Origin of the sequence: Paenibacillus sp. (assembly GCF_035645195.1) — a bacterium.
Classification (GTDB): Bacteria; Bacillota; Bacilli; order Paenibacillales; family YIM-B00363; genus Paenibacillus_AE.
This window is the reverse complement of sequence record NZ_DASQNA010000027.1, coordinates 97,930-111,711: the sequence shown is the minus strand read 5'-3', so window position 1 is coordinate 111,711 and position 13,782 is coordinate 97,930. Positions and strand designations below refer to the sequence as shown.

11 protein-coding genes are annotated in these 13,782 nt (G+C 46.7%); 2 read left to right on the top strand and 9 right to left on the bottom strand.

Annotated features, from left to right (window positions below; all coding sequences use genetic code 11):
* The first annotated feature begins 143 nt into the window (after positions 1-143).
* Positions 144-2,606: an O-antigen ligase family protein gene (locus tag VE009_RS14845; RefSeq protein WP_325008891.1), complete on the top strand. Its 2,463-nt coding sequence runs from the start codon at positions 144-146 to the stop codon at positions 2,604-2,606.
* A 200-nt stretch (positions 2,607-2,806) separates the two neighbouring features.
* Entirely contained in the window at positions 2,807-4,381 is a 1,575-nt protein-coding gene (locus VE009_RS14840) for an S-layer homology domain-containing protein (RefSeq protein ID WP_325008889.1), read from the top strand.
* Positions 4,382-4,419: 38 nt separating this feature from the next.
* On the opposite strand, the gene galE is transcribed toward VE009_RS14840, so the two are convergent.
* The 9 genes from galE to VE009_RS14795 all read right to left on the bottom strand — a co-directional run bounded on the left by galE (position 4,420) and on the right by VE009_RS14795 (position 13,702).
* Positions 4,420-5,430 (bottom strand): UDP-glucose 4-epimerase GalE, encoded by a 1,011-nt coding sequence (galE, locus tag VE009_RS14835; protein ID WP_325008887.1) that lies wholly within the window; start codon positions 5,428-5,430, stop codon positions 4,420-4,422.
* 118 nt (positions 5,431-5,548) lie between these two features.
* A complete protein-coding gene (locus VE009_RS27275; protein ID WP_414694866.1) occupies positions 5,549-5,788 on the bottom strand; it encodes an NUDIX hydrolase in 240 nt (79 codons plus the stop codon).
* 17 nt (positions 5,789-5,805) lie between these two features.
* Entirely contained in the window at positions 5,806-6,081 is a 276-nt protein-coding gene (locus tag VE009_RS14825) for an NUDIX domain-containing protein (protein WP_325008884.1), read from the bottom strand.
* A gap of 2 nt (positions 6,082-6,083) precedes the next feature.
* Complete coding sequence (locus tag VE009_RS14820) at positions 6,084-7,064, bottom strand: copper amine oxidase N-terminal domain-containing protein (protein ID WP_325008882.1); 981 nt, start codon at positions 7,062-7,064, stop codon at positions 6,084-6,086.
* Complete coding sequence (locus tag VE009_RS14815; protein WP_325008880.1) at positions 7,065-7,343, bottom strand: hypothetical protein; 279 nt, start codon at positions 7,341-7,343, stop codon at positions 7,065-7,067.
* A gap of 411 nt (positions 7,344-7,754) precedes the next feature.
* Positions 7,755-9,578, bottom strand: coding sequence for a nucleoside-diphosphate sugar epimerase/dehydratase (locus VE009_RS14810; RefSeq protein WP_325008878.1), 1,824 nt, complete (start codon positions 9,576-9,578; stop codon positions 7,755-7,757).
* A 71-nt stretch (positions 9,579-9,649) separates the two neighbouring features.
* On the bottom strand, positions 9,650-10,345 hold the full coding sequence (locus VE009_RS14805) for a CpsD/CapB family tyrosine-protein kinase (protein WP_325008876.1): 696 nt from the start codon (positions 10,343-10,345) through the stop codon (positions 9,650-9,652).
* Positions 10,326-11,078 (bottom strand): YveK family protein, encoded by a 753-nt coding sequence (locus tag VE009_RS14800; protein WP_325008874.1) that lies wholly within the window; start codon positions 11,076-11,078, stop codon positions 10,326-10,328. Before VE009_RS14800 ends, VE009_RS14805 begins: the two co-directional genes overlap by 20 nt.
* 140 nt (positions 11,079-11,218) lie before the next feature.
* A complete protein-coding gene (locus tag VE009_RS14795) occupies positions 11,219-13,702 on the bottom strand; it encodes an S-layer homology domain-containing protein (RefSeq protein WP_325008872.1) in 2,484 nt (827 codons plus the stop codon).
* Positions 13,703-13,782 lie beyond the last annotated feature (80 nt).

Here is a 13,782-nt window from a genome sequence, read left to right as displayed (position 1 = left end):
TATAAGCCTTGCCCTAGCGTAGTGCGAAAGTGTATCTTTTATATAGTTAAGGTATTTTTATTCTAACAGACGAAAAAGTCAAAATCTATTCATCCGGATAATTGTATTTATTGTAAACGATCTTACAAAAGGAGTTTATCAAAATGGGAACCAGTGTAATTAGAACTTCTAAACAAAATATGGAGGTGAGAAAATCCATCAACTTTTGGGTAGCTTCCTTCGTACTTGCAGGGGTTCTGCTAATTTCGCCTTTCTCTAGAGGTCTCTTTAACGGTGAAGGATTGACCTTTTTAACCCCGATCCTTAACACAGCGCTTTGGGTCTCTATAATTCTTTTTTGTATCGCTATTTATTCCATTTATTTCGCAAAATGGGATTGGAAGTCAGGGGTGTGGAAGTCGGCGATATGGTTAATTCCTTTAAGTTATTTAATTTCCACAATGCAACCGGCATCTCAATCAAATTCTAATATTTCTTTTCTTATTGCATTGATCCTAGCAGTTGGCTTTCTTATTGGGTTGCATTGGAATCAATCCGATATTGGAAGTAGAACGTTGTTAACGGTCATTTTTTCATCAGGTTACTTGGTCGTATTATTCGGTATGGCAAACTGGTTTGGCAATGCGTCATTTTTTGGGTTAATCGATTGGTCCAACGATCCTTTCACATCTTCAAAAGTTTACACTGATGCTGTAATGTACGGGTACGAGGGTGCAAGGTTGACCTCTGTGTTTCAATACTCTAATAGCTATGCGGCTTTCTTGATTGCGCTTTGGATTGCATCTTTATTGTTTTTGGTTCAATCTAATAAATTCAAACTACAAATAATCTGTGCTTTTATGGTAACTCCCATAGTTGTCTCACTCCTTTTGACGCTATCTAGAGGGGCATATTTAATTGCACCAATCGTTATAGTAATGATTTTGCCGTTTCTACATCTAAAAAAACAGTATAAGTTTCTTATTTATCTTTTTAGCAACGCAATTATTTCTTTTGTGACGTACAAGGTGATAGAAGCGAAGGGGCTTGCCCTTCAACAGAATTATAATCCGACAAACTACTTGATTGCATGGTTAATTTTTATAGGTCTTTCATTGGTTTTTTCAGTTATCGTTTACGTTGTTGAGAAGTGGTTTTCATCAAATGCAGAGGAGACTTCCTCTCCTATACTTAAGCGGATCATTGTTCCTATTGCTTTAGTTGCACTCTCGGCGCTAACGGCAGTTTTGCTTTTTACCCAACCGCATTTGTTGACTCCGTTACCCGATGCATTGGAAAATAGGATCAAAAACATCAACTTACAACAACATAGTTTATTGGAACGTGTTGCATTTTATAAAGACGCTGTTAAAATGATTCAAGACAAACCAATTATTGGCGCGGGTGGTGGCGCATGGTCTGAGCTATATGAGAAATACCAGGGTAACCCTTATACAAGTAGACAGGCACATAACTTCATACTCCAACTGGTTGTTGAAACAGGGATGATAGGACTTGTTTCGTTGCTCACAGTTTTATTTTTCTCGATTCGCCAACTAATAAGGAGTTACAGTAATCATCAGATATTCGATAATCAGAAAACACTACTTTACTTCTCAATTTTCTTAAGTTTGTTCATCCATAGTTTAATTGACTTTGATTTCAGTTACGTGTACCTATCATTTATTGCGTTTATTTGTTTGGGGGCATTTTCTACTAGTCCGTTTGTTCACGTGGAAGAAGGGAATGTTAAAACGATAACATCGGTTAAAAGATTTATCTATCCTGGATTCCTATTTAGTATTTCATTGGTGATTTTCGCCATCAGCGTGAGCTTATTATCGGGAATGCAAACTTATTCCCAAGCTAGAAAAATGATGGCAGAATCAAATCCACTCCCGCAAATTATAAAGACATTCAACGAAGCATTAAGCAAAATAAAGCATCCCGAAGTTTATTATCAAAAAACTTACTTTCTTGCTCAGGCGTACCAACATACCTCCGACCCTCAGTATCTACAGCAGGCACTAGATACGATCATTGAAGCAAGAAACCGAGAACCTTATAATAAGGATCTATTCCTGATGGAATACCAACTGTCGGGTGGCCAGTCGGAGGCATCTTTCGAGTTGCTCGAAAAAAACATATCCAATTATCAATGGGATATCCAAATGTACGAATATTTTATATCCCACGCTTTCCAGATCGGATACTCAAAACTGCAAACCAATGACATTGGAGGGGCGGAAAAGTACTGGAGAAAATCGATTCAAAAATATTCAGAAGTGCTCGATAAAATCGCAACCTTGGAAAATCTTCCCGCAGGACAATACCAAGGTAGACCTTTTTCCGTTACCAAGCCGATAGCTCTTAACGTTAGTCACATTTATTATCTAACCGGATCTTACGAAAACGCCTTGGAAACTATCATGCCGTTAGTCAATCCAGAGCTCACCGAACCCATCGATCATGAAATTGTCTTGCTAAATCTTGCAGCTCAACATCAGATTGGTAACGACCCTGATCCTAACTTACTCCAAGGTTTAGTTTCAAAAAATTCTGAATACCAAAACAGATACGATGCGATGATTAACCAATCACCCGTTGAAATTAAACTTACTCCCTAAATTAGAACCTTAAGCATATCCATACAATAGTTTTTTGGTAAACCCAACTCTATGAATGTTATTTACAAAGTGATATTATATTTATGTTATCGTTAAACGCTTGTGAAATAACCTACATGTTCTCTTTGAAAGGAGGTGAAAACAATATGCAAACTGAGACTTATCATAATAATAGCACTATTACTAGGAGTGAATTGTTCTTGAAACCATCGTTTTTAAGAAAAACTTCTGGACTGTTGGCAACTTTTTTGATGTTGTCGGCTCTCCTCCCAGTTTTGGCTTTCGCTGGAGTAAACCTGGGTACTTTCACTTACCAAAATGGTACGGTAACAGGTGAGGTCTACGTTACCAAAGCGGTCTACGATGATGCGGTAAATAAGAAGATCTGGGTGCAAATCGAAAAGAATGACAACGGTACGTGGTCGGTATACGAAGCTGTTTACCGCAACACTGTAAATGGCATCGTATATTACGATTTCAGTCAAACTGTCACGGGTGCTACATACCTCGATTTGTTCGCGCAATATCAATCGGTATCCAATAGCGTTTACTACGATTCCGTAACGAAGCGTGTGTACGACACTACGCCTTCCGGTAACACTGGCGGGGGCTTTGTCCTGACGCCTAGCAACGGAGTGATCACGGTCGGCAGCAACGGTGTCGTCAGCGCTTCTCAGCTTTCCGCTGCGTTTGCTCAAAGCGCAACGGTAACGGTTGAGATTTCCGGCGAATCCGCTACGCTTCCGGTATCCGCGTTGCGTAACGCTCCGGAAGGTGCCGTAGTTGTAGTTAAGAGCAGCGTTGGTTCTTACGTGCTCCCTGTATCCGCGATCGACTTCGACGCTTTGGCTGAAGAGCTTGGCGTGGATGTAGAGGATCTCGATATCCGTGTTATCATCGCAGCGCTGAAAGGTGAAGAAGCAGAAGAAGTTGCTGCAGCAGCCGAGGAATTCGGTGGCGAAGCGCTTGCTTCCGTTGAATTCTCCGTAGAAGCAGTAGCTGGTAACGAAACGGTTGCGATTTCCGACTTCGGTTCGACGTACGTAGAGCGTACGATCAACGTTGACGCTGACTCGAGTGCAACGGGCGTACTTTACGATCCTGCAACTGGTGAGTTCTCCTTCATTCCTGCTACGTTTGCAGACGGCGTTGCTACATTGAAGAGCACGACGAACTCCATCTACGTTGTTCTCGAACTCGACAACAGCTTCGCTGACGTGAACGGCCACTGGGCTCAATCGTATGTCGAAACGATGGCTAACAAGCTCATCGTTGAAGGCTACGAGAACGGCACCTTCGGTCCGGACCGTCAAATCACTCGTGCGGAATTCGCTACGCTGATCGTTCGCGCCCTCGGCCTGAGCGGTAAAGCAGCTGGCGAAGCGAACTTCTCGGACGTTTCGTCCAACGATTGGTTCGCTGGCGCAGTAGCGCTTGCAGCTGAAGCTGGTATCGTCAACGGTTACGAAGACGGTACGTTCCAGCCGAACAAGGTCATCACTCGCGAAGAACTCGCAGCGATGGTCGTTCGCGCTAGCGCATTCGCTGGTACGGAGTTGTCCGTAAACGCAAGCCAAGTTTCCTCCATCCTCGCTGGTGTTAAGGATGCTAGCAGCATCGTTTGGGCTCGCGCTGAAATCGCGGCTGCAATCAATGCCGGCATCGTAGAAGGCTACGAGGACGGTTCGTTCGGCGCTGTGAAAACGGCGACGCGCGCAGAAGCTTCCACGATGATCCAACGTTTCTTGGTAAACGCAGGCTTCATCAACGAGTAATAACGAAAATCCCCGAAGCGAATGCTTCGGGGATTTTTTTATTGATAACCGTTAGGATTTTCTCTCTGCCATCTCCAGGCGTCCTCGCACATCTCTTTCAGGCTCTTCTTCGCCTTCCAGCCGAGCGTTTGCTTCGCTTTCTCGGGACTAGCGTAACATACCGCTGCGTCTCCCTTTCGTCGCTCCACGACCTGGTACGGGATCTTTATGCCCGATGCTTCCTCGAACGTTGTGATGACTTCTAGAACACTGCACCCACGACCAGTACCTAAATTAAATGCTTCCACTCCGTTCACCTTCATCACATACCGCAGTGCGGCTAAATGACCCTTCGCCAAATCGACGATATGGATATAATCCCTTACCCCTGTGCCGTCCACAGTGGGATAGTCGTCCCCGTACACTTGGAGATATTCACGTTTTCCAACAGCTACTTGTGTTAAATAAGGCATTAAATTATTGGGGGTCCCTCTAGGGTCTTCGCCCAACCTTCCGCTAGGGTGTGCTCCAATTGGATTAAAGTAACGAAGCAAAGCCACACTCCAATCCCTATCAGACGACGACAAATCAGTTAAGATTTGCTCAATCATTAATTTTGTCCATCCGTACGGATTCAATGCCTTAAGCTCCGCATCTTCGGTAATCGGCACCTGTTCCGGCATCCCGTACACGGTTGCTGAAGAACTAAATACAAACTTTTTAACCCCGAATTGTTTCATGACCGAGCATAAATGAAGGGTACCGGTCACATTCACATGATAATACTCCAGCGGCTTCTCTACCGACTCTCCTACCGCCTTTAAACCGCCTAAGTGGATAACGGCCTCAATCTCTTCTCTCTCGAAAATGCGGACCATCTCTTCCCGATTCAGGAGATCGACCGCATACAATGTTACTCGTTTACCCGCTAATTCCTCGACACGTTTTAAAGCCTCCGGATGACTGTTAACGAAATTATCCATCACAACGACATCGTAACTAGACTCGAGCAACTCTAAGCATACATGCGTTCCAATATACCCTGCCCCGCCTGTAACCAGAATAGCCACTTCATCACCCCTCAATTAGAGAAACCCCTTCATCAATAGCTGCGAAGCAACCATCCCAATGGATAGAATATATTCGCCAGTCAATTTTTGGTGAAGGGGTATCTTAATATTATATTCATTATTTGCCCATTGCCCACCAACGCGCAACGCAGGCTAACCCAGCGCCATGCTGAAATTGCCCATTTTGTACAAGTTCACGGAATTGTTCGATTGGCATGGTGACCACTTCGATTTCTTCCCCGGGCTCCAACCGCTGCTGTCCCATTGTCAGATCTTCTGCAGCGAAGAGATGAATGATTTGATCCGTGGAGCCGAATGAAGGATATACCGAGCCTAATGACGTCCATTTTTGGGCTATGTAGCCTGTCTCCTCAGCTAACTCCCTTTTGCCATTTCCAATGGTTCCACACCTTCATCAAGGCCGCCGGCTGGAAGCTCCCATTGCCACTCTCGCAGGATATGACGGTACTGGCGAATGCACACAACTCGGGTTCCCCCGTCCAGCAGAGGTAAAATACAGACGCCAGGACGCATCTTCACATACTCCATATTCATGGAGTTGCCCTGCGAGGTAACGACGTGCTCCTCTACGATTTCAAAATGGCGGAATTCTGTGGTTTTGCTTCCTATGACATCCCATCTTGTATTCATATCTAATTCCCCAAGATTTCCTTCTTCTTTTGTTCTTTCATCTGATCATAAGCAGTGCGGTACTGGATGATAATGGCCGTATCGTAACCGTTATTCGTCAACTCGCTTTGCAAAGCATTCACGATTTGGTTGAATGCACTATTGCAAGCAGCCAACTCCGCGTAACCTTCCGCCATTAATTGCATATCCTTCGTTTCATTATACCGGTTTAATATCGAAGTCATATTACTTTCGCACCGAGTTTTTAGCTGCTCCAGCTGAACTTCCGCAGTCGCTGTTAACGACTCGTAAGACGGCTTGCTTCCCCCGCCTACGCCTCCTATCGCGCCGATTGGCAGGGCTGGCGTTACAGGTGCAGATTTCTTGTCCTCCGCTTTGGCTTTGTCGGATTCTGCTATCGTTGGTTCGGGCATGCGTTCAGGTGTTGTAATCGTAATTTTGAACGTTATCGGATCCCATGCGACTTGTTTCCCAATCGACTCGCTGAAGAAACGAAGCGGAATATATAACCGGTTACTATAGATTAGACCCTCTTTACCTTGCGACGTTTCCTTGCGAATATCGCCGAAATGATACGTTATCGCACGCCGATAGACGACCAGATTTTTGACCGCGTCAGTCGGTTTCTTGTTTTCAGAGACGGACGACATGTTCATGTTCCGTTCTTTAAGGGCAATGCGTTCCGCTGTAGACGGCTCTTTCACCTTTACTGTAGACGTCGCCTCATCCCAAGAAACGCTCAATTCCGCCGTGTTGGCCATGAACCGAAGCGGAACGTAAGTGACCCCGTCGATCACGAAAGCGGACTCTCCCTCGGTTGGCGCCAATTGCCGTCCGTCAAACTCGAGTTGCAGGGATTTGACCGTTGCCGAGACTATAATCGCCTGCCCAACGTCTTCCGCTGCGTGAGTGATTAGAGCCCCCCCCAACAGGGATGATACGACTACTAACGCTAAACAAGTCTTTCTCCATCGGATGTTCATTTATGGCGTTCCCTCCGCTGTCTCTTCTTGAATTACATCCTTGTATTGCTTTCCTTGGCTTAACCCATATTTTGCGGCTATGGCAATTAACCGGTTGTATTCCTCTTCGCTTAACCGTTCTATGAACATCCCCCGGGTTGCCTTTTTCTCCTCCACGGTGATTCCGTCTTTAGCAATTTCAGCAAATGTACGCAATTCATTCGGGGAGAAACTTTTCAGCAGTACGTTGGCAACTACCGCTTTTTCCTTTGCAGTGATTTTTTTCCGCACGGTCGGCAAGCACGGGAGTGATTTCCCCTGATGTTTCCGGTTGTGTTTGTATCACTTACCGCGCGTTTGGAGCTGAAGGCGGCGGCTGTTCATCATGATTCTCCTGCGAGGCTGCCGAACCCCCTTGGTCGACTACAACTTCTACGGACTCCGTCGCCTCTTCCGCTGCCTTATGAGTAGGGCGGTCCTTCGGTGCATTACTTACCACCTGCTCCTGGTCAACCACCGCTGCATCGTCGCCAAGCACCGACTCTGCCTCCGCCGAGGCGGAGAGCTGCTTCAGCGTATACGAAACAGCGGTGTCCAACGCCCAGTATCCGATTGCCTGCGCCTACTGCAACGCCCGCAACGACACCCGCAACCATCGTCCACCGCTTTATATTCATAATGACTCCTTTATATTCATAATGACTCCTTTAGTTATGAAACATTTTGATACGTCGGAACGATCATCTTTAACAAATCCCGTATCACCTTTTGATCCTCGCCTAATACTTGCTCCAAACGTTTCAATTCGAAATCAAGCTCCGAGCGGCTCAAATTTGTCGGTTTCCCGATAAAGATTCGATCATGCTTTGTCGTCGTCAGCCCTTCCTCTTCCGTAAGGAGCTCCTCATACAGCTTCTCGCCGGGGCGGATCCCCGTATACTCGATTTTAATATCGATATGGGGCTCAAAACCAGAGAAGCGGATTAAATCTTCAGCGAGCGTGTTAATCTTTACCGGCTTCCCCATATCCAATATAAACACTTCCCCGCCTTGCGCGTAAGCCCCGGCTTGGATCACAAGCTGTACCGCTTCCGGAATAGTCATAAAATAACGGACCATTTCCGGATGCGTCACCGTGACGGGACCGCCCTTAGCGATTTGATCTTTAAACCGCGGAATGACGCTGCCCCGGCTGCCGAGCACATTGCCGAACCGGACTGCCGTAAACTTCGTCGCGCTGTTCACGTTCATACACTGGACGATCATCTCCGCGATCCGTTTGGTGACACCCATCACGCTGGTTGGGTTGACTGCCTTGTCGGAAGAGATCAGTACAAAGCGTTCAACCCCAAATTTCACAGAGCAGTCTGCAACGTTTTTGGTCCCGAAAACGTTATTTTTAATAGATTCCGAGGGGTTTTGTTCCATTAACGGCACATGTTTATGCGCAGCTGCGTGGAACACCACTTGTGGCCGGTAATGCGTAAAAATATCCTGCATTCTCTTTTTATCCTGGATATCGGCGATGATGGTCTCCACTGGGATGTTCATCTTCAATTGGCTCAGTTCATTATCAATTTGATAAATGCTGTTCTCCCCATGGCCCAACAGGAGCAACTTAGAAGGCTTAAAAAACAGCAACTGGCGGCAAAGTTCCGAACCGATCGAGCCGCCGGCTCCGGTAACCAAAACGACGCGATCTTTTACATACTCGGTTATTCCTTTCAGGTCGACGTTAACCGGATCTCTGCCTAACAAATCCTCGACCTGAACGTCCCGAATCGAACGAATATTCACTTTGCCTTCGAACAGATGGCTTAACGGCGGGATGATTTTCAATTTGGCAGACGTGCGCTTACAGACTTCAATGATATCGACAATTTGTCGTTGCGAAACGGACGGCATTGCGATAATGATGTCGTCGATATGCAAACTTTCGACGGTCCGAGCAATCGTTTCGCGGGTGCCAATAACGGGAAGCCCGTGTAGCTGCATCTTTTGTTTATGAGGATCATCATCGATGAAGGCAACCGGTTTTTGATTCGAGGAGGGATTGTTTCTCAACTCTTTCACGATGATCGAACCGCAGTCGCCGGCTCCTACAATCAATGCCCTTCGCTGCGCAGTTTGCTTTTCAGTTATGTAGTGATCACGGTAAACTCTCCAAACGAATCGCGCTCCGCCCACAAGCAAGATCGTCGTTTCGAAGGAACGAGTGGCTACTTGCCATGGCATCCATTGCATGACGATCAACGAACCTACGCAATAAGCAATAATACAACCGATAACGGTAGCGCGTAGAATCGATACGATCTCGCCAATACTTGCATATCGCCAAACCCGATGGTATAAGCCGAATTTGTAGAGACATGCCCCTAAACAAACAACCGATACTAAAGTGGAAATGGATGCTTCATACCAAATGGCTGGCGTGATCTCTCCATAATACTTAATTACATAAGAACTTATAACCGATATCCCGACTAAAATTGAATCGAGAAAGACAAGAAGAGTTACCCTTTGTGCCGTCGTCATTTCTTCACCATTCCGAGTATGTTTTATTAAACCTCTTTACTTCGACCATACTAGATAGTTACGCAGCCGGTTTATTGTCCCTCGCCGTAATAATAATAGTAATAAGAATCGGCGTTTTTCCGGTCTACATTGTTGAGGACGACACCTAGGATTCTGGCCTTCGCATGCTCCAAACTTTGCTTCGCCTTCAAAGCAAGCTCGCGCTTAACATTTCCGGAGTTAAGCACCAAGATTGCACCGTCCGACCGCGTTGAAATGATTTGCGCGTCAGCTACGGCAAGTGTCGGGGGGGTGTCAATGATAATAATATCGAACTCGCTGCGCAACTCCGCGATCAGCGACTCCATTCTTTTCGAAGAAAGAAGCTCCGAAGGATTGGGCGGAATTGGACCAGAGGTCAACGCCCGCAGATTAGGAACGCTCGTTTCTCTGATCGCTCCACCGATTGAAACTTGGTTAGTAAGCACGCTTGTCAGGCCGTTCCGGTTGCTTAGCATGAAATGATGATGCATCGTCGGTTTCCGCAAATCGGCATCGATTAACAACACTTGTTTGTCAGCTTGAGCATAGACTACCGCTAGATTTGCCGCCGTCGTCGACTTCCCTTCTCCAGGGTTGGCCGATGTGACCATGATCACCTGAATCGGCTCGTCGACAGCTGACAATTCTATATTGGTACGGAGTCTTACGTACGATTCGGAGATGGGGGATTTCGGGTTGGATACCGTTATGATTTTTCTCTGGTTGTTATTGGTTTGGAGCGGCATGGCTGTCCGTCACCTTCCGTTTTAAGCTTTTCCCGCCGTGGGGTACAAAATCTTCATTCGTCGTCCGAGCGACCAACGACAACGTCGGAAGTCCGATGATTTCGCTGACATCATTCTCGGTTTTTATCGTATCGTCCAAATATTCCATAAGGAACACCCATCCAATGACTGCCATTAACGAGACGATGAACGCTATTGCTATGTTCAAAAGGACGTTCGGCTTAACTGGGGAAGGGTTGACCTCAAGGGGGGCTTCGTTCAATATCGAGACGTTATCTACGTTCATGATCTTTGGGATCTCCCTTTGGAACACATAGGAGATCGCATTCACGATAGCTGCCGCCTTTTCATAAGATCCGTCTTCGACGACTAGCGTCATCACTTGCGTATTATTTACCGAACTGACTCTCACCTTCGCGATCAATTGGTCTGCAGTCAAATCGAATTCAGGATTTTCCTCGGCTACAACCTGCATAATCGCCGGCGTACGGATAATTTCCTTATATGTATCTATTAATCGAAGGTTTAGATTGACCTGATTGATGTCCAACTGCCCCATGGAACTTGTGTCATTGGATTGATTGACAATCAATTTCGTAGAAGCTTCATATACAGGTTTCAAATAGAAGGCGCTCACGACACCCGAGGCCAGGCTCGCCAACAATACCACCACTATAATCCAAGCCAGCCGCTTCCGGATAATTTTGAAGTAGTCTTTCAGATCGAGTTCCATGATTGCCTATTAACTCCCTTAATAATCTCTCGTGTTTCTACCATTCTAACTGATCCAGGGATGAATAGATAGTGAGAAAACTTAGATTAAGAAAGCCTTCCCCCTGCAAGGAGGAAGGCTAGTTTGGATGATTCCTTCAATTATTCGAGGTTTAATGCTCGGTAAATCATAACGGCGGCCTGTGCTCGAGTCGTATAGCTATCAGGCGCGAAATTGCCGTCCGGGAGACCGATAACGATGCCTTGGTCAACGGCATAAGCAACTCCGTCCTGGAGCGTCGCGTGGATGGAATCGGCATCCGTAAACTGTTCCAACATCGCTTCGCTCTCCGCAAAGCTTTGTACGCCGCGAACTTGCTCAAGCGCACGCGCGATCATTGTCGCCATTTCCGCGCGAGTAATATTTTCGTTCGGTGCGAATTGCCCTGCAGAGCGACCGTTCGTAATGCCCCACTTCTGCACCGCTCCGACATACGGCTGGAACCAATCCGTCGAGGAGACGTCGCTGAAATTCTCTTCCCCGCCTTCGATCCCCAGCGTCTTCGCGATCATTTTCGCGAATTCTGCGCGCGTTACATAGGCATTCGGATCGAACTGCCCTTCCCCGCGTCCCTCAACGATCCCTTTCGCAGCGATCGACTGAATTTGTCGACCGGCCCATGCATTAACGGATGCCGTATCTTCGAATGTCACCTTATTCTCAACGACCGTGTACGTCGAGAACGAGGTTCTGTGGACGCGAATCGAGCCTTCCGTCACGCTGCCGCCGTAGATAATCAAACTTCCATTATCGATCTTAGCAACCGTCAAGAAGTCCTCTTCCAAGTCCCCGTTGTCTTCCAACGTAAGTACCATTTCTACCGGTTGTTCGAAGTTTTCGATTTCTCCGGACTCGTCCGTAAATGTAAACTCGTAAACGTCGGATGCGAGAGGCAGATCCGTCACTTCCGTAGCGACACTCTCGTCTTGGGTTTCAATCGTCAGCGTCGTTGTATCGGAGAAGACCGACGGATTAAATGCGATGCTGACACCGTTCGCAGCGATGCTTACGTCTAAACCTGCAGCTTTCGCTGCATCTAGAATTTCTTTGGCGAGCGGCACGGACAAGCTTGACGCATCAACGGTTCCGAGATCTAGGACAAGGACCGGCTTCACTTTCGCGTTCGGGTCAAGCTCCCTCAACGCTACTGCGAGAGCTTCCGCCTGTTCTTTAATTTGGTTGATTTGCTCGATAATGGCGCTGGCAGTGACCGCGACCGTTGCTTGGTTCCCCGTGCGGGTAACGGCATTGGACAGATTCAACTTACCAATTGATTTAAGGGCTTCTTTAACCTCTTTGACGGCCTCTTTCACTAGGCTTGCCCGTTGAGCCGGTGCCGCAGTATCAATTTGGTTCTTGAAGTTGTTAATCGTGTTCGTAACCCGGGTTGCGACCTCTTGGCGATCAACTACCGGTGTGGGCGTGTTTGTTACTGGAACTCCGCCACCAGGATTGTTACCGCCATCGTTGTTATTACCACCGTTATCAACTGGCGGTACGTATGTCATAGAGATGCTGCCTTCATACAACTTTACATTGAACATCGAGTCAACCGCCCGCACTGTTGCCGTATACACTTGATTGGCCTGAGCAGTTGTTGCAAGAACGAACGTATTGTTGCTAACGGCAATCATACTGTTCGTGCTTTGGACTACGGACCAAGTTACTAACGTGTTCGGGATGTTTACATTCGAAATCTTCAACTGTGGCGTTAAAGTGCGGCCATTATTCGTAACGGAGGTCGAAAATTGGACTTCGCTAAGGACGGACGCCTTAACGAATGCACGCGTCGCTTTCAATTGAGGATCGTATTGATTCGTCATAGCCAGCATCGTCTCTGCGAATGCTTCAGCCAGTTCAGCTTTATCTGCTGTATTTGGTGCGTAATAGCTTAATACTTTGGAAAGATTTAAAGTATTATTGGCCATCACCTGTGTGAAGGCTTCCTGAATATCGGATTTAAGCTGTGTCTTAAGATTTGTCAAGTCATTCCCTGTAGTCGTGCCAGCCAAATATTTTAAAGCGTCGGATGGATTTACAGAGCTCAAGAGAGCTGCTTGGTATGCAACAAAGAATTCAATTGCGTCGTCGACGTCCAAGCCGTTGGCTCCGTTCAAATCAATATCCGTAGGCTCAAGCAACTTCGTAAAGAACGCGCGAACAGACGAGGATTGACGGAACTGGTCGAGGAACGTCTCCAACTGCGCATCATCCGTCGTCGAAAGGAAATGCGCGAATGACCAGACCACGCTTGCCACTTCGTCCCGGGTAAAGGTTACACCTTGGGAATTCGCATTCAGAAACTCAACGATCGGGTCAACTACCCCAGTACCCGGATTACTTTGCAACAAATTCGTACGTGCTTGTTCGATAGCTTGCTTCTCATCAGCATCTAGGAGATCATAGGCAGCTTCCAACTTTTTAAGCCAATTCTTTGCAGACTCCGGCAGTGCTACCGGCGTATATGTAGTGGCTGCATGTACGACCTTTGCCCCAGTAATCGGGTGCAATCCAGCAATCGGCAACCCCGTCACTGTCCCAAATACGAGCGAAGCTGCAACTGTCGTCTTTAGTACTTTCTTCATCTCTTCACCTCTTATGGTCGTATCAGCAAACTACGAAATTCCATTTTTATGTAACTTGGTTAAATACAGAATAACACAGT